We start from the raw sequence: 16,389 nt of genomic DNA, 5'->3' as shown, positions 1-16,389 counted from the left end.
TATGCCTGTACAAACGAGTTCTAAAAATCAAGTGTTTTTGGAGCAGCAAAATAGAAGAGAGTCTAATGCGCGTTCATATCCGAGAAGATTTCCGCTCGCCATGCAAACCGCGGAAGGCGTCTTGGTGACTGATGCGGATGGAAAGCAATATTATGACTGCCTGGCAGGAGCGGGGACGCTTGCGCTTGGTCATAATCATCCAGTTGTGATTGAAGCGATTCAAAAAATGATTGATGAAAAACGCCCGCTGCACACCCTTGATATCACTTCGGAAATCAAAGAAGAGTTTGTCAGCGAAGTGTTTGCGAGCCTTCCTGAGGCGTTTGCCAAACGGGCGAAGATCCAGTTTTGCGGTCCGACCGGCGGCGATGCGATCGAAGCCGCTCTCAAGCTTGTCAAAACGGCAACGGGGAGAAGAACCATCTTGTCGTTTCACGGGGCCTATCATGGAGCAACTCACGGAACGATGGCGCTGAGCGGTAATTTATCTCCAAAGGAAAACGTTCAGGGACTCATGCCTGATGTGCATTTCCTGCCATACCCGTATGAATACCGCTGCCCGTTTGGAAGCGGAGGAGAGGCGAGCCACAAGCTGTCGAGCGCATATATCGAAAATATGCTGGATGATCCGGAAAGCGGAGTTTTACAGCCGGCCGGGATGATCTTTGAAGCCGTACAAGGAGAAGGAGGCTCAGTTCCGGCTCGGGCTGAATGGATAAGAGAAATGAGAAGGATCACAAAAGAACGCGGAATCCCTCTGATCATCGATGAAGTGCAGACCGGCATCGGCAGAACCGGAAAAATGTTTGCGTTCGAGCACGCCGGCATTATACCGGATGTCATCGTCCTTTCAAAAGCGATCGGCGGAAGTCTTCCTCTGTCTGTCGTCATCTATGATCAAGACCTTGATCAGTGGGGACCGGGGGCGCACATCGGCACATTCAGAGGGAACCAGATGGCGATGGCGGCCGGAAGTGCAACGTTAAAATATATAAAAGAGCACGATGTACTATCACATGTAGAAAAAGTCGGTGCGAAGCTCATGCAGGAATTGCAAGACATTCAGGAATACGTTCCTGAAATCGGCGATGTCCGGGGACGGGGGCTGATGATCGGCGCCGAAATTGTCGCACCGCATAAAAAACAAAACGCAAACGGCAGCTATCCGGCTGATGCGGAGCTTGCAAGCGTGATTCAAAGAAAATGCTTTGAAAAAGGACTGATCGTTGAAACGGGAGGCCGCCACGGAAGCGTGATCCGCTTCTTGCCGCCGCTCATCGTAACAGAGGCGCAAATTGACGATATTATCACGATCTTCAGAGAGGCCGTCTATGAAGCAGTCAAGTAAACAGAAAAACTTTGATTCCCTGTTTATGCACAACGGTGAACAGGGGATCAAAGCATACCGCGACGCGGCCGAGGCCGCTGTAGAGACGCTGTGGGCCGATTGGAAAAATAAATCGAAGCCCTACAGCGGGAAAATGCCGAATGAATTAAAGCACGAAATTAAAAACTTGTTTTCGTTTAAGGAAGCGGGAGAACCGCTTGCGGATGTTCTCAAGGGTCTGAAAGAAGCCTATTTGCCGCACCGGATTCATGTTGAAGATCCAAAATGCGCCGCACACCTGCACTGTCCGCCGCTCATCCCGGCACTCGCTGCAGAGATGCTGATCAGTGTGCTGAATCAGTCGATGGATTCGTTTGATCAAAGCGGAGCGGCTTCATTGATCGAGGAAGAAATGGTGCAGTGGCTTTGCCGAAAGTTCGAGTATGGAAAGGATGCTGACGGTACATTTACGAGCGGAGGCACACAGTCTAATTACATGGGGCTTCTGTTGGCCCGCGATGCTTTCTGTGAAAAGCAGTGGAACTGGAACGTACAGAAGGACGGACTGCCGCCGGAAGCGAACAGGCTGCGGATCCTCTGTTCAAAGGATGCTCATTTTACCGTGAAAAAGTCGGCTTCCCAGCTCGGACTCGGAGAGCGCGCCGTCGTACTCGTCGATACAGATGATGAAAAGCGGATGAGCCTTTACGATTTAAAGCGAAAAACAGCGCTACTGGAGGAATCGGGTTTACATCCATTTGCGATTGTTGCCACATGCGGTACGACGGACTTCGGAAGCATTGATCCGCTTTCCGAGCTTGCGGATGCCGCGCATGCCGGCGGGCTTTGGCTTCACGTTGATGCCGCGTATGGCGGGGCGTTGATTTTGAGCAGAACCCGCCGCTATAAATTGGCCGGGATCGACAGGGCCGACTCGATCAGCGTCGACTTCCACAAGCAGTTTTATCAGCCGGTCAGCTGCGGCGCTTTTCTTGTCAAAGACAGAAGGCATTTCCGCTTGATTGGTTATCATGCCGATTATTTAAATCCTGAAGAGGATGAAACGGAGGGTATCGTTCATCTCGTCAATAAATCGATTCAGACGACGAGGCGCTTTGACGCTTTAAAGCTGTTTGTCTCGCTGCGTGTGCTTGGAGAAGATACATTCGCCGAGATGATTGACTGGACATTCGCCTTGGCCGAAGCGGCAGCGGAAAAAATCTCCGCAAACGATCGGTTCGAACTGCTGAATCCGCATCCTGAACTGAACGCTGTCGTCTTCCGCTGCCTCGCCTCAGAAGACGACGCAGAGAACGACCGTTTGAATAAATGTATCCACAGAGAATTGTTCAGAACGGGACAGGCGGTGATCGCCAAGACGGCAGCAGCCGGGAAAACGTATTTAAAATTCACGCTGCTGAATCCGCGGACGACGATTTCGGATCTTGACGACATTCTCGGCAGGATTCAAGAGCTGGCAAGTCTTTATACGAATAGCAGGAGGGTAACAAGATGAGTTCATTTAAAGAAATAGCAGAAAACGCTACGATTCAAAGTTTTTTAAATTGCTATTTGCGTGAAACCGGCATCAAAACACGTGAGATCGCGGACGGCTCTCAAAAAACGCTGATTGTCCCGCTAAAACGCCAGCAAATCGAGCTGATCGTTCCGATCAAGTACTGGTCGAAGACGGGAAGGCACCTTTTCTCATTTCCGCTTTACTATCAAACAACCCAAAACGAAAAGCCGCTTCCGCTCGACTATGTCACGCTCGTCTCCCTCGCTTCAAAAGAATTGCTTCTTCAGCAAAACCGCGGGGGTGCCGAGGATGAATTCATGCTCAGAGTCATTTTGAGCTGCCGCAATATCAGCCGTTATGTGGAAGAACGGGCCGGTGATCAAAATGAGCTTAGCCGCGCTGATTTTACGTTTATCGAAGCGGAGCAGTCGCTCTTGCTCGGCCATCTGATGCACCCGACGCCAAAAAGCAGGCAGGGGATGAAACCTGAAGAGGAAAATATTTTCTCACCTGAATTGAAAGGGGAGTTTCAGCTTCATTACTTTAAGGCGCATGCCTCGCTCGTTCTGCACGATTCAAGTACAGGAACAAAAGCGCCGCTAGTCATCCAAGAGGAATTGAGAAACGACCCGATGATTGACAATAACTGGCTGGATGACCAAACAGCAGATCCGGACTTTGCGCTCCTTCCCGCACACCCGCTCCAGGCGAGAGCCTTGCTGGAGGAGCCGTATGTGCAAAAATTGATCGATCAAGGTCTCCTTACATATCTCGGCGCAAAGGGCCGGACGTTCACGGCGACATCCTCCGTCCGCACGGTTTACAGCAAGCACTCGCGCTATATGTACAAATTCTCGATCCCGATCAAAATCACGAATTCGCTTCGTGTGAACAAGCAGAAAGAATTAGACAGAGGTGTTGAAATGGCCCGGCTGCTTCAGACAGAACTCGGTCAACGGTTAAAACAAGAGTTTCCGGGCTTTCGCGTCATTACAGATCCTGCCTACATCTCGATTCGGGGAGAGAACGGGGAGTCCGGCTTTGAAGTCGTGATCAGGGAGAATCCGTTTTATGAAGACGACCGTTCTGCCAGTCTTGTCGCCGGGCTTTGTCAAGATCACGCTTACGGGAAAGAGTCGCGGCTGTCCTCAGTCATCCGCGGGCTGGCTTTAGAAGAAGGGCGGACGACGGAAGAAGTGAGCATCGATTGGTTTGACAAATACTTATCGATTTCGCTTGAGCCTGTTTTATGGCTGTTTGAAACATACGGGCTGGCGATTGAAGCGCACCAGCAAAACGCCGTCATCCGCTTAAAAAACGGCTATCCGGAGACGTTTTACTACAGGGATAACCAAGGCTATTATTACAGCGAATCAAAAGCCGGGATTCTTTCCAAGCTGATCGAAGGCTTGAGCGAAAGGAGCGAGACGATCTGCTCGGACGGCGTGGCTGTTGAGAGATTGCGCTATTATTTCTTCTTCAACCATTTGTTTGGGCTGGTGAACGGTTTTGGCTGCGAAGGGCTGATTCGGGAAGAAACGCTCCTGTCCATGATCAGAGAGCGGCTTGAAAAAGCGGAACAAATTTACGGCATCACTGAGTTGACGGACAGCCTGCTTCGGTTTTCGGAGCTTCCGTGCAAGGCCAATCTGCTGACGAGATTTTACGACATGGATGAGCTGACGGGCTCGCTTGAAACCCAGTCTCGCTATACGTCTGTCGGCAATCCGCTGTTAAAGGAGGCGGCGGCTGTCCAATGAATGACCGGATCACATTTCAAAAAGCGGACTATGAAAGAGACGTATCGCTCGTCTACCGCTGGATGCAGGAGGAGCATGTCATCCCGTTTTGGCACTTAAACATGCCGTTTGCAAAATTTGAAGCCCATTTTTACAAGGCCATCACAGACCCCCACCAAACGCTCTACATCGGTTCCATCGACGGTGTGCCGATGAGCTACTGGGAGTCGTACTGGGTCAAGGGTGACGTCATTGAACAACACTATGACAATGAACCTTTTGACCAGGGCATCCACCTGTTGATCGGGGAAAAAGAGTACTTGGGAAAAGGTCTGGCCCTTCCGCTTTTAAAATCGATGGTCAGCATGCAATTTGCCGAGCCTATGACAAAAAAGGTCATCGCAGAGCCGGATATCCGCAACAAAAAAATGATTCATGTTTTTGAAAAATGCGGGTTTCGCCCGATTAAACCTGTGAATCTCCCTGATAAAACCGGATTATTGATGTTTTGCGAACGAGAACGTTTTTTTGAAAAGGAGAAGAAAAATGAACTCTACAAAGAGACCCTCTGATGTATATGATGTCATCGGCGTCGGCATCGGGCCGTTTAACCTCGGTCTTGCCGCATTGGCCGATTCCGTGCCTGAGATTAATGCGCTGTTTTTTGAACGGAATGAAAGCTTTAACTGGCATCCCGGCATGCTGATTGAAGGAACGACACTGCAGGTGCCGTTTTTGGCCGACTTGGTGAGCATGGCCGATGTGACAAGCGAATACAGCTTTTTAAACTATCTCCAGCAGCATAACCGTCTGTATTCTTTTTATTTTCTGGAAGACTTTCATATTCCGAGAAAGGAATACAACCACTACTGCCGCTGGGTGGCAGAACAGCTCGACTCGTGCCGCTTCGGGATGAATGTTGAATGCATCTCGCTCATTGAATCGAACTCGGACGCGCTTTTTGAGGTGCGAGTCGCGAATCGGGAAAACGGCGGGGAAGCCGTATATTACGCGAAGCATATTGCGCTCGGCATTGGAACGGGCCCGCACGTTCCCGAAACGCTCTCAGACGCTTTGGGTGGCTCGGTGTTCCATTCAGCTGAGTATTTAATGAGAAAGCCCGGCGGATTTAAAGGGAAAAGGGTGGCTGTCGTCGGCTCCGGTCAAAGCGCGGCCGAGGTGTTTTATGACCTGGTCGGTGAAGATGAAGCGGAGCATGTCAGCTGGCTCACCCGCTCAAAAGGCTTCTTCCCGATGGAATACTCGAACCTCGGGCTCGAATATTTTTCGCCTGACTATATCGATTTTTTCTATCAGCTTCCGCAGTGGAAAAAAGATGAATTGCTAACGCAGCAGGGTCTGCTTTATAAAGGAATCAGCGCGAAGACGATCAGAGATATTTATCATCTTCTGTATGAGCGGACCTGCGGAGGGCGGGAAGCGGCTTTTGATCTTCAGTCCATGACAGAAGTCGAGCAGATCGAACAGCATGGGGGAACGCTGATTCTGCACTGCGCCAACCGGGTGAATGAAGAACGGTTTAAGCGGCAGGCAGATGCGGTCGTTCTGGCGACGGGCTATAAAGAGAGGCTGCCGGAATGTCTGGCACCTGTTGACAGTCTGATTGAAAAGGACGCGGGCGGCCGCTATGTGATTACGCGCGACTACAGGCTGGTGACAGCGGCAACATCAAAAAACCATATTTTCGTTCAAAACGGAGAGCTGCACACGCACGGTGTCGGAGCGCCTGACCTGGGACTCGGCGCTTACCGGAACTCGGTGATCATCAATCAGCTAGCCGGGAGAGAAGTATACAATGTCAGCCACAAAACAGTTTTTCAGACATTCGGAACAGGAATCGCGGAAAAAACGGCTGTGCCAAACGGCTCATAAAGGAGGCATTATCATGTTGTTTCAAGATGAATTAAAGAGGGTCCTCAATCCGGACAGGTGGACAGAAGTCAATCGGCGAATGTTGGCGAAGATGCTTTCTGAATATATGTATGAGGATATCATTAAACCCGATTTCATTGAAACTGAAGACGGGATCAACCGGTATGAGCTGAGAATGGCGGAGGATAAGGTGTACCGGTTTGCCGCCAAACCCCGCATGTTTGACAGTTTTGACGCGATACCGGAGACGATTGAAGTCTTCAAGAGCGGACAATGGACAAAACAAGTGAGCGCGATTGAATTTCTCCTCGATATCCAGCCGCATATCCCGATGAGTCCGGAAACAGCGGGGCATTTGATCAAGGAGTTCAACCATACGATGCTGGCGGATGCTCACCTTTTAGCAAAAGATGGGCTTACGGCTGACGAGCTGACCGAAGCCGATTATGCCGTCATTGAAGGCGAGATGACAGGCCATCCGTGGATCGTCTACAACAAAGGAAGAATCGGTTTTGGCTATGATGACTACCTCCGGTTTGCACCGGAAAATCAGAGGGCCGAACGGCTGCTGTGGATCGCTGTACACAAAGAGACCGCGTCATTCCACTCGGTTGAAGGACTCGATTATGAAACGCTGATTCATAAGGAGCTTGATGAGCTGACTTTAAGGCAGTTCGCTAAAGTGATAGAAAAGCAGGGCGCAGCCAGTGAAGACTATTATTATCTGCCCGTCCACGAATGGCAGTGGACAAATACGATCATTCAGCAGTTTCCGGAAGAAATTGCTTCAAAAGCGATCATTCCTTTAGGGGAAGGCGGAGACGAGTACCTGCCGCAGCAGTCAATCAGGACCTTTACAAACATCACAAACAAACACAAGCATCATATTAAACTGCCGATGAGCATTTTAAATACGCTTGTATACAGAGGACTGCCGGCGGAGCGGACAGTGATCGCGCCGAGAATTACTGAGCATATTAAAGGGATCGCCGAAAACGACGCATTTCTAAAAGACGAATGCAGGGTGATCCTGCCGGGCGAAAATGCCAGTCTGAACGTTGATCACCAATACTATCATGCGCTTGAAAAAGCCCCGTATCAATATTTGGAAATGCTCGGCGCTATTTTCAGAGAAAGCATTTATACGTATTTGGAAGATGGAGAGCAGCCTGTTACGCTCGCTTCTTTAACATACATTGATCAAGACGGCGTGCCGTTTATCAGGCGCCTGATCGAAAAGTCGGGGCTGTCAGCGGAGGAGTGGATCGGAAAGCTGTTTAACACCGTGATGCCGCCGCTTCTGCATTTCATGTACCGTTACGGAACCGTATTTTCGCCGCACGGACAAAATACGATTCTTGTCTTAAAAGATCATCAGCCGCACAGGCTGGCGATTAAAGATTTTGTAGATGACGTCAATATCAGCGACCAGCCGCTTCCAGAACTGAGCGGTTTGACAGAAGATTTAAAAGCCGTTCTCAGAAGCGAGCCGCCGGAAGGGCTTGTGCAGTTTATCTTTACAGGGCTTTTCATTTGCCATTTGCGCTATGTGGCCAATATTTTGGAAAATGATGGTCTGCTTCCTGAAAAGCGCCTGTGGAAAGCTTTGGCTGATGCGATTTTGGATTATCAGCAGAGATTCCCTGAACTGCATGAGCGCTTCGAATTGTTCGACTTATTCAAGCCGGAATTGACGAAGCTTTGCCTCAACAGAAACCGGATGATCGACTACGGCTATAAGGACGGCGATGACCGCCCGCACGCCTCTGAATTCGGAAAAGTGACAAACGCGCTTGCGCAATTTAAAAAAGAGGCCGCAAAGCTGTAATGCTTATGCGGCCGCGAATGCCCCGCTTCCGGCGGGGTCTTTTATGTCAATTTCTTATACATCAAAATATGAGGTCCGATCGGCGGTATATCGTAGACCCCGCCTTGTTCGCTGAAGCCGAGCTTTTTATAGTACCCGCTCACAGATGTCCTGGCGTTGCACCATAAAAGGTCTGCGCCTTTTTTTCGAAGAAGCTCTTCAGCATGGCGGATAAGCGTACTGCCCGCTTTTTGCTCGCGGTACCCTTCAAGTGTCGCCATCCCTCTCAGCTGATACTGTTTTTGGCCTTCAAGCTCTGAATGTTCGGCTTTATGAAAGGAGGCGATGCTGATCAGCCTGTCCTGATAATATCCGCCGAGGTGAAACGTGCCCCCGAGCAAATCGGTTTCATACATGCATGCTTCCGGCGGCTGATTCGGCCGGAGAATGCGGTGCCTGATCTCATACGTATCTTCCGCGTTTATTGGTTTGACTTCAATCATATGATTCCTCCTTCAGTTGCAGTTCAGATGAGGGCGAACGAAATTCCGCATGCTGCTATAAATCATGACTGTCATTCCATTATATAACGCTGGCGGAAACGATCAAAGCAGGATGAACACCTTCACCTGATCTGCCTTTAAAGAAACATTTCCCTCCGGGAGGCGATCCCTAATCCCTATATCGTAAATGGCGGAATATATCGTCCATCCACATCTGTAAACTGATATTCTTTGGCTAAATCACCAACTCTTAACGCACGTCCGCTTTTCTCGATCACATCCGGATCTTGGGCCAATGCTGTGATTCCGCGTCCGACATAATAAGGCGTTTCGGTTTTCCTTAAATCTTCTGACTCCTGCCAATGCGCCTCATCTGATTCATGGTGCTTCAGCACAAGTTCGGTTCTCATAAATCCCGGCGAAACGGCAAGAACGGCAATGTTGTCCCGTTTTAATTCCAATGAAAGACCGTACGCCATGCGGACGATTGCGTTCTTGGCTAAATCGTAATAAAACTGTCCGGTGTATTTGTTCTCATCCCAAAAGGTCGTATGAATGATAAGAGCTTGTTTATTTTCGCGAAGGAGCGGCACGGCGAAGTGGTTCGTCGCCAGCTGGGCGCGCACCCCTGCGGTGAACATCGTATCCCAATTTTTCAATGACAGTTCCCAAAAAGGCTTTGCCTCGACACCCAGATCGTGCGCACCCCACACATTGTTGATCAAAATATCCAACTTTCCTTGTTCTTCGCGAATTTTAGCGATGACAGCCTCTGTTTCTGAATCGTTCGTATGATCACATCTTACAGCAATACCCTTTCCGCCGGAAGCTGCAATTTGTGACACGGTGTCATCAATTGTACCGGGCCATTGATTCGTGGAAGCCCCCCTGATGCTGCGGCCTGTAATATACACGGTTGCACCGGCTTTTCCAAGTTCGACAGCGATGGCGCGGCCGGCGCCTCTGCTTCCGCCTGTTACGAGAGCGGTTTTTCCTTTCAGCGGTTTCATTCATCCCATTCCTTTCATCATAAAAGATATGCTCATTATAAAAGCTCAATCTTGACAACCATTGTCATATTTTATTAAATAAGTTCATCCATTGATAAAAAAGGTGGTCATATGAGAGGAGATCGACTGATATCTATTCTTTTAATGCTTCAGGCACAGGGACAAATGACGGCGAAAGAATTAGCGGAAAGGCTGGAAGTCTCGGAGCGGACGATTTACAGGGATATGGAAGCGTTAAGCGGAGCTGGAATTCCCGTTGTGGCCGAACGCGGGATAAACGGAGGCTGGTCATTGCTTGATGATTACCAAACCACTTTAACCGGCTTAAAAGAATCTGAAATACGCGCATTATTTGTCCCGCTTTCTGAACAATTGCTGGATGATCTCGGTTTAACCCGCATATCCGAAGAAGCCCGAAATAAACTGATAGCCTCACTGCCTGCGGTATATCGTCAAAACGCGAAAGACGTATGGAACCGAATATATATTGATACCCGTTCATGGCGCCATAAGAAAGAAAAAGCAGCATCCTTTGAAGTGCTGAAAGACGCCATATGGAAAGATCAAAAATTAAAAATCGTTTATCAGCGGGCAGATGGACAAACGGCTGATCGAATTGTAGCACCCCTTGGACTGGTAGCTAAAGGGTCAAACTGGTATCTGATTGCATCTAAAGAAAATGGGGAGATTCGAAATTACAGGGCTTCACGCATTCAATCTGCCATTCCTGTTCGCGAAACATTTGAAAGGCCCGAAAACTTTGATATTGCTCACGTATGGCAGTCTTCAACAAAGGAATTTATCGAAAGGCTGCCGACGTATGAAGTGCGGGTGAAGGCGGCGCAGGCCATCTTGCCAAGGCTGTCATTTACCAATTATTTTGTGCGGATCATCGAAACAAATGAGGTCGATCAGGAGGGGTGGATACCCGTTACATTATCTTTTGATACGGAAGAAGAAGCGAAAAGGTATATACTCGGATTCGCAGAGCACATAAGGATCATTGAACCTAAAGAACTGCACGGGAAGATACTCAACATGGCCGAATCCATCGTTGCTCATTATAAATCCTGAAATATTCGCGGCATATGTTACGAACATACAAGATGACCCTGCCGGCCGCAAACGGCAGGCAGGGTCTTTGGGTTAATGAACATTGAAATATCTGGCTTCCGGATGGGAGACAACGATCGCTGATACGGAAGCTTCGGGCTCCATCATAAAGCCTTCTGTTAAGTGCACGCCGATTCCTTCTGGCTGGATGAGTCTGAAGAGTTTTTCCTGATCTTCGAGATTCGGACAGGCCGGGTAGCCGAAGGAATAGCGCTGTCCCTGGTATTTCGCCTGAAAACGCTGTTCCATCGTGAAGTCTGGTGCATCAGGGAAGCCCCAGCGGTCGCGGATAACCTGGTGCGTCCGTTCGGCGAGTCCTTCGGCCAGCTCAAGAGCGAGCGCTTGTACCGCATGACTTTTCAAGTAGTCGCCTTCCTCCTTAAAGCGGTTGGCGGCTGCTCTTACATGCCTGCCTGCCGTTACGGCAAAGAACGAGACATAATCAAGCTCTCCTTTCGGTCGGACATAATCGGAAATACAGCGGTACGGAAGCTTTTCCTGCCTAGGAAAAACAAACGTTTCAAGGATGCTGTCTTTGTTCCCGGGGTCTAAAATATGGAGCGAATCCCCGTCGCTGTACGCGGGGAAAAATTGATAGACGACCGCGGGATCGAACCAGCCGTGTTCTTTTCCGTCTCTCAGCAACTCGTCAATCAGCTCTTTCAGCTCCAATGCTTTCGGATGCTGTTCAGCCAGGAGTTTTTTCACTTTTCCCTTCAAGCCGAGGTGATGGCCGAGCAGCATTTGTTCATTGACATACGGAACGATATAGGAAAGGTCGATGTTTTTTAAATAGTGCCGCTTCAAGTCTTCCGGCTGAAAGACCGGCGCCTGCGGAACGTGCGCTCGTTTTTCAAGCATTTCAATCACGGCTTTCGTCTGCTTTTTTTCTGCGACGGCGGCGGGTGCAGTCGCTTCTTTTTTCTCGAGAAACTGCGACGGGTCCGTCCGCAGCTGATTGGCGAGCGATAAGCCGTCCATGGCGTCCTTCGCGTATAAAACCGGCCCTTTATATTCAGGCGAAATTTTCATGTTCGTGAACTTTCTTGAAAGCGCGGCTCCGCCGACCATAATCGGGATGGAAATATCCGCTTTGTCGAGGTCCTGCGCTGTAACGACCATTTGCTGCGCCGATTTGACGAGCAGGCCGGACAGACCGATGATATCGGGATTCTCTTTGCGGACCGCTTCGATTAATTCCTGCGGTGTCACTTTAATCCCAAGATCGACAACCTTGTAGCCGTTGTTGCTTAAAATGATGTCGACTAAGTTTTTGCCGATATCATGGACATCGCCTTTAACGGTTGCCAAAATGATCTTTCCTTTGCCGCTGTCGTCTTTCTTTTCCATATACTGTTCGAGAAAGGAAACGGCAGCTTTCATGACTTCTGCCGACTGGAGCACTTCAGCGACGATCAGCTCATTGTTGTTAAACAGCCGTCCGACCTCTGCCATGCCGTCCATAAGCGGACCGTTGATCACGTCGAGCGGGGCGGCGAATTTTTTCAACGCTTGCTCGAGATCGGGAATCAAGCCTTCTTTCGTACCCTCGATGACGTACTCAGCCAAGCGCTCTTCCAGGGAAAGAGATGTTTTCGGCTGTTTGTCCGTTTTTTTCTTTCCGCGGTAGAAGTCAGTGAAAGATGCGAGCGTTTTGTCATCAGTGTGAAACAGAAGTTTTTCAGCCATTTCGACTTCTTCTTTAGGAATGGAAGCGAACCGCTCAAGCTTTTCCGTATTGACTATCGCGTAATCAAGCCCAGCCTGTGTTGCGTGGTACAAGAATACAGCATTCAAGATTTCCCGGCCGACGGGCGGAAGACCGAATGAGACATTGCTGACGCCGAGAATCGTTAAACATTCAGGGAGCCGCTCTTTAATGAGGCGGATGCCTTCAATCGTTTCTTTAGCTGAGCCGATGTATTGTTCATCACCCGTTCCGACCGGGAAGACGAGCGGATCGAAGATGATATCGCTGGCCGGTATTCCGTATTTTTCGGTGAGCAGCTGATGCGACCGGACGGCGACGGCCAGCTTCTTTTCGGCGGAGACCGCCATTCCCTCTTCATCGATCGTGCCGACGACGAGTGCGCCTCCGAATTGTTTGACGAGCGGAAGGATGTCAGCGAACCGTTCTTCGCCGTCTTCAAGGTTGATCGAATTGATGATCGCTTTTCCCTGTGAGTATTTCAGCGCCTTTTCGATCACCGTTTTGTCCGTCGAGTCGATGACAAACGGGGCTTTTACTTTTTTCATCGCTTCTTTTAAGAAGCCTTCCATATCTTCCGCTTCATCGCGGTCCGGGTCTGCAAGGCAGATGTCGATGACATGGGCGCCGTTTTTCACTTGGGCTCTCGCGATTTCGGATGCTTCCTCAAATTTCTGTTCGGCGATCAGCCGCTTGAATTTTCTCGATCCGATGACATTTGTCCGCTCCCCGACAAAAAGGGGACGCATCGTTTCTTCATAAATTAGTCCGTCGATCCCTGAGACGGTGTGCGGCTTTTTTTCCGAAGGGACCGTCCGCGGCTGCAGCGAGGCTACTTCATCGGCCAGCGCTTCAATATGGGCGGGAGTCGTTCCGCAGCAGCCGCCGACAATGTTCAGCCAGCCTTCTTCTGCAAACGCCTTGATTTTTTTCGCGAGCGATTGCGGTGATTCATGGTATTGCCCCTCCTCATCGGGGAGGCCGGCATTCGGATAGCAGCTGACGGCCGTCCTCGCAAGGGAAGAAAGGGTTCTGATGTGATCTGTCATAAATTCCGGGCCCGTCGCGCAGTTTAAACCGACGCTGACCGGCTTCATATGTTCGAGGGAAATATAGAACGATTCGATATCCTGGCCGGCCAGTGTCGTGCCCATCGGTTCGATCGTGCCTGACACCATGAGGGGAAGGGTTTTGCCGGTTTTTTCGAAGGCTTGTCTGATGCCGATAAAGCCGGCTTTAACGTTCAGCATATCCTGGCTCGTTTCGAGCAGCAAGAGGTCGGCTCCCCCTGTGATCAGTGCTCTTGCCTGTTCCTCATAGTTATCGATCAGCTCGTCAAAGGTCGTGCCGCCGGTGACGGAAAGGGTTTTTGTCGTCGGTCCCATCGCGCCGGCGACAAACCTTGGCCATTCAGGTGTTGAAAACTTTTCGGCGGCCGCTTTGGCGAGTTTGACTGAAGCGAGGTTGACTTCATAGGCGCGCTGCCCGAGGTCGTACTCGTCCAGAACGAACCGGGTGGCTCCGAATGTATTGGTTTCGATGATATCGGCTTTAGCGGCCAGATAGGCTTCGTGGATGCCTTGAATGACATGGGGCGCCGTGATGCTAAGAAATTCATTGCACCCTTCATAGGCCTCGCCGCCGAAGTCTGCGGCGGACAAACCTGCGTCCTGGATCATCGTTCCCATCGCACCGTCAAGGACGAGGATTTTTTTCTTCAGCTGGTCATTGATGTTAGACATTTGTTTTCTCCTTTTCTTTCTGGTGGATATATGCCGTCAGCTCGGCGGTTAAATCAGACCGCAAAAACGGTGTGATCAGATAAATGCCGTTGAACAGGTCGCACGCCGCATCAAGCAGGGAGCGGGCGATCGCGAGCCCTTCCTCGGCCTGTTTTTGTTTGTCATTTCCCGCCAGCGCCATCTTTTCGCGGATTGAATCGGACAGCTTGATGCCGGGGATTTCGTTGTGGATGAATTCCGCGTTGCGGCTGCTGGTCAGCGGCATGACGCCGATATAGATCGGTGTTTCAAGATGCCGCGTTTCCTCGTGGATTTTGATGAGCTGCTCCTCTGAATAGACAGGCTGAGAAATGAAATAGTCTGCGCCGCAGGCGATTTTTTTCTCAAGCCGTTTCACCGCTTTGTCAATGTGTCTGACATTCGGATTGAAGGCGGCCGCCACTGAGAAATTTGTTTTCTTGCCGAGCGGTTTACCCGAATATGACAAGCCTTCGTTAAACTGCTTGATCAGGCTGATCAAATCGAACGATGTCAGGTCGTAGACGGAAGTCGCTCCCGGAAAGTCGCCGATCTTCGACGGATCGCCGGTAATCGCCAGCACGTCTGACAGCCCCAATGTATCAAGCCCCATTAGATGGGACTGCAGGCCGATCAGGTTGCGGTCTCTGCATGTGATATGGATCAGCGACCTCATATCGAGGCGCTGTTTTAAGAGCGCGCCGCAGGCGACATTGCTGATCCTCGGTGTGGCAAGCGAGTTGTCCGCCAATGTTAGTGCATCGATTCCGGCTGATTGAAGCTCTTCAGCGGCGTGTAAAAATTTCTCAAAGTTTAATTGTTTTGGAGGATCGAGCTCGACGATAATGGACCGTTTCTGCTTGGCCAGATCGTCAAGTGCGGGCTCTGTCCTTTCGTTTTGAATAGCAAGCGCAGCTTTCTCTCTAATTTTCACGCGCTTTTCGGTGACTGGAGGAAGCCCTTTGACCGCCTCAGCCATCGCCCTGATGTGGTTCGGCGTCGTTCCGCAGCAGCCGCCGATGATCCGTGCGCCTTGATTGCGGAATTCCTCCGCGCTTTCCCTGAAATATTCATCATCCGTCTCATAAACAAGCCTGCCTTCGACAAGGGACGGGAGGCTGCTGTTCGGATAGACGGAAAGATAGGCGTCTTCTAAAAGCGGGACTTCTTCAAGCGCTCTGATCATATGATAAGGGCCGAGGCGGCAGTTGATGCCAACGACGTCTGCGCCGAGGGATGCCAGCTGCTTCAGGCCGTCCGCAAGCGGGGTTCCGTCCTGAAGAACGCCCTCTTCGTGCATTGAGACATTCAAAATAATCGGCAGCTCGGTTTCCTTTCTGGCAATCTTTAAAACTTCGCGCGCTTCTTCTAAATCGTAATAGGTTTCGAGCAGAAGTCCGTCCGGCTGCTCATTTAACAGAAGGTAGAGCTGTTCGCGGAAGCTTCTTTTAATGTCCTCCAGAGAATACGAGTTTTTGTTGAACGTCCGGATTCCGCCGAGCGTACCGAGAACATAAGCAGAACCGGCGGCGGAGCGGGCGAGACGGACCGCTTTTTCGTTGATTTGTTTTGTTTCGTCTTCGAGTCCGTATCTGGACAGCTTGATGAAGTTTGCGCCGTACGTGTTCGTTTGAATGAGATCGGCGCCGGCCTGTACATACGCTTCGTGGACGCGTCTCACTTCTTCGGGCTTGGAGATGTTCAGTTCCTCAAAACACCTGTCGATCCCGTAGGAATACAGAAGTGTGCCCATTGCGCCGTCCGCGATTAACGTTTTGCTTTTTATATCCTCCAAAAAACCCATCGTTTTCCCCCTTAAGCATTTTTGGTAAACAAAAAAGTCTTCTGTGAAGCAGAAGACTTTTCATCGACATTTGTCCGTCTTCTTATCTTCCAAGCAGGCTGCTTGCTGGATTTAGCACCTTGGTCATGAATATTCATTCACCGGTTGCTGAGGCTTCATCGGGCCAGTCCCTCTGCCTCTCTTGATAAGAACAGCTATTTAGTTTC

Annotated in this window: 11 protein-coding genes and 1 riboswitch; of the genes, 7 read left to right on the top strand and 4 right to left on the bottom strand. The window is 50.2% G+C overall.

Translation table 11 applies throughout. The annotated features are described in order from the left end of the window. The first annotated feature begins 1 nt into the window (after position 1). From QMZ64_RS12445 to QMZ64_RS12420, 6 genes are read left to right on the top strand one after another with little or no spacing between them, the layout of a single operon-like run. Positions 2–1,348, top strand: a complete 1,347-nt coding sequence (locus QMZ64_RS12445) for an aspartate aminotransferase family protein (RefSeq protein WP_265627366.1) — start codon at positions 2–4, stop codon at positions 1,346–1,348. Next, on the top strand, positions 1,332–2,843 hold the full coding sequence (locus QMZ64_RS12440; protein WP_265627365.1) for a pyridoxal phosphate-dependent decarboxylase family protein: 1,512 nt from the start codon (positions 1,332–1,334) through the stop codon (positions 2,841–2,843). The genes QMZ64_RS12445 and QMZ64_RS12440 overlap by 17 nt, the downstream gene beginning before the upstream one ends. Further along, positions 2,840–4,606, top strand: coding sequence for an IucA/IucC family protein (locus QMZ64_RS12435; RefSeq protein WP_265627364.1), 1,767 nt, complete (start codon positions 2,840–2,842; stop codon positions 4,604–4,606). Before QMZ64_RS12440 ends, QMZ64_RS12435 begins: the two co-directional genes overlap by 4 nt. Continuing rightward, the gene (locus QMZ64_RS12430; RefSeq protein ID WP_265627363.1) at positions 4,603–5,157 is read left to right on the top strand and encodes a GNAT family N-acetyltransferase; all 555 of its coding nucleotides are present in this window, start codon (positions 4,603–4,605) and stop codon (positions 5,155–5,157) included. The genes QMZ64_RS12435 and QMZ64_RS12430 overlap by 4 nt, the downstream gene beginning before the upstream one ends. After that, on the top strand, positions 5,132–6,478 hold the full coding sequence (locus QMZ64_RS12425) for a lysine N(6)-hydroxylase/L-ornithine N(5)-oxygenase family protein (protein ID WP_265627361.1): 1,347 nt from the start codon (positions 5,132–5,134) through the stop codon (positions 6,476–6,478). The genes QMZ64_RS12430 and QMZ64_RS12425 overlap by 26 nt, the downstream gene beginning before the upstream one ends. A 13-nt stretch (positions 6,479–6,491) precedes the next feature. Beyond that, positions 6,492–8,306 carry an IucA/IucC family protein gene (locus QMZ64_RS12420; protein WP_243939579.1) on the top strand — a complete coding sequence of 605 codons (1,815 nt, stop codon included), beginning with the start codon at positions 6,492–6,494 and terminating at the stop codon, positions 8,304–8,306. Between the two features lie 41 nt (positions 8,307–8,347). On the opposite strand, the gene QMZ64_RS12415 is transcribed toward QMZ64_RS12420, so the two are convergent. Both QMZ64_RS12415 and QMZ64_RS12410 read right to left on the bottom strand, forming a co-directional pair. Continuing rightward, positions 8,348–8,788, bottom strand: a complete 441-nt coding sequence (locus QMZ64_RS12415) for a GNAT family N-acetyltransferase (protein ID WP_265627360.1) — start codon at positions 8,786–8,788, stop codon at positions 8,348–8,350. A 176-nt stretch (positions 8,789–8,964) separates the two neighbouring features. Then, the gene (locus QMZ64_RS12410) at positions 8,965–9,798 is read right to left on the bottom strand and encodes a dehydrogenase/reductase SDR family member 1 (protein ID WP_301441336.1); all 834 of its coding nucleotides are present in this window, start codon (positions 9,796–9,798) and stop codon (positions 8,965–8,967) included. A gap of 111 nt (positions 9,799–9,909) precedes the next feature. On the opposite strand from QMZ64_RS12410, the gene QMZ64_RS12405 reads away from it, so the two are divergent. Further along, entirely contained in the window at positions 9,910–10,872 is a 963-nt protein-coding gene (locus QMZ64_RS12405) for a helix-turn-helix transcriptional regulator (protein WP_243939585.1), read from the top strand. A 72-nt stretch (positions 10,873–10,944) separates the two neighbouring features. Here the strand turns inward: QMZ64_RS12405 and metH are convergent, their stop codons facing one another. Together metH and QMZ64_RS12395 are read right to left on the bottom strand one after the other, a co-directional pair. Beyond that, the gene (gene metH, locus QMZ64_RS12400) at positions 10,945–14,361 is read right to left on the bottom strand and encodes a methionine synthase (RefSeq protein ID WP_301441335.1); all 3,417 of its coding nucleotides are present in this window, start codon (positions 14,359–14,361) and stop codon (positions 10,945–10,947) included. Further along, entirely contained in the window at positions 14,354–16,183 is a 1,830-nt protein-coding gene (locus QMZ64_RS12395; protein ID WP_265627357.1) for a bifunctional homocysteine S-methyltransferase/methylenetetrahydrofolate reductase, read from the bottom strand. The genes metH and QMZ64_RS12395 overlap by 8 nt, the downstream gene beginning before the upstream one ends. 79 nt (positions 16,184–16,262) lie before the next feature. Continuing rightward, a riboswitch (SAM riboswitch) is annotated at positions 16,263–16,374 on the bottom strand. Between the last annotated feature and the right edge of the window lie 15 nt (positions 16,375–16,389).

It is taken from the genome of Bacillus sp. LB7, from assembly GCF_030449715.1.
GTDB lineage: Bacteria > Bacillota > Bacilli > Bacillales > Bacillaceae > Bacillus > Bacillus paralicheniformis.
This window is presented reverse-complemented; position numbering and strand designations above follow the sequence as displayed.

Excerpts from the sequence above, each read along its gene's own strand:
- QMZ64_RS12445 (WP_265627366.1), top strand. The coding sequence starts at position 2 with ATGCCTGTACAAACGAGTTCTAAAAATCAAGTGTTTTTGGAGCAGCAA.
- QMZ64_RS12440 (WP_265627365.1), top strand. The coding sequence starts at position 1,332 with ATGAAGCAGTCAAGTAAACAGAAAAACTTTGATTCCCTGTTTATGCAC.
- QMZ64_RS12435 (WP_265627364.1), top strand. The coding sequence starts at position 2,840 with ATGAGTTCATTTAAAGAAATAGCAGAAAACGCTACGATTCAAAGTTTT.
- QMZ64_RS12430 (WP_265627363.1), top strand. The coding sequence starts at position 4,603 with ATGAATGACCGGATCACATTTCAAAAAGCGGACTATGAAAGAGACGTA.
- QMZ64_RS12425 (WP_265627361.1), top strand. The coding sequence starts at position 5,132 with ATGAACTCTACAAAGAGACCCTCTGATGTATATGATGTCATCGGCGTC.
- QMZ64_RS12420 (WP_243939579.1), top strand. The coding sequence starts at position 6,492 with ATGTTGTTTCAAGATGAATTAAAGAGGGTCCTCAATCCGGACAGGTGG.
- QMZ64_RS12415 (WP_265627360.1), bottom strand. The coding sequence starts at position 8,788 with ATGATTGAAGTCAAACCAATAAACGCGGAAGATACGTATGAGATCAGG.
- QMZ64_RS12410 (WP_301441336.1), bottom strand. The coding sequence starts at position 9,798 with ATGAAACCGCTGAAAGGAAAAACCGCTCTCGTAACAGGCGGAAGCAGA.
- QMZ64_RS12405 (WP_243939585.1), top strand. The coding sequence starts at position 9,910 with ATGAGAGGAGATCGACTGATATCTATTCTTTTAATGCTTCAGGCACAG.
- metH (WP_301441335.1), bottom strand. The coding sequence starts at position 14,361 with ATGTCTAACATCAATGACCAGCTGAAGAAAAAAATCCTCGTCCTTGAC.
- QMZ64_RS12395 (WP_265627357.1), bottom strand. The coding sequence starts at position 16,183 with ATGGGTTTTTTGGAGGATATAAAAAGCAAAACGTTAATCGCGGACGGC.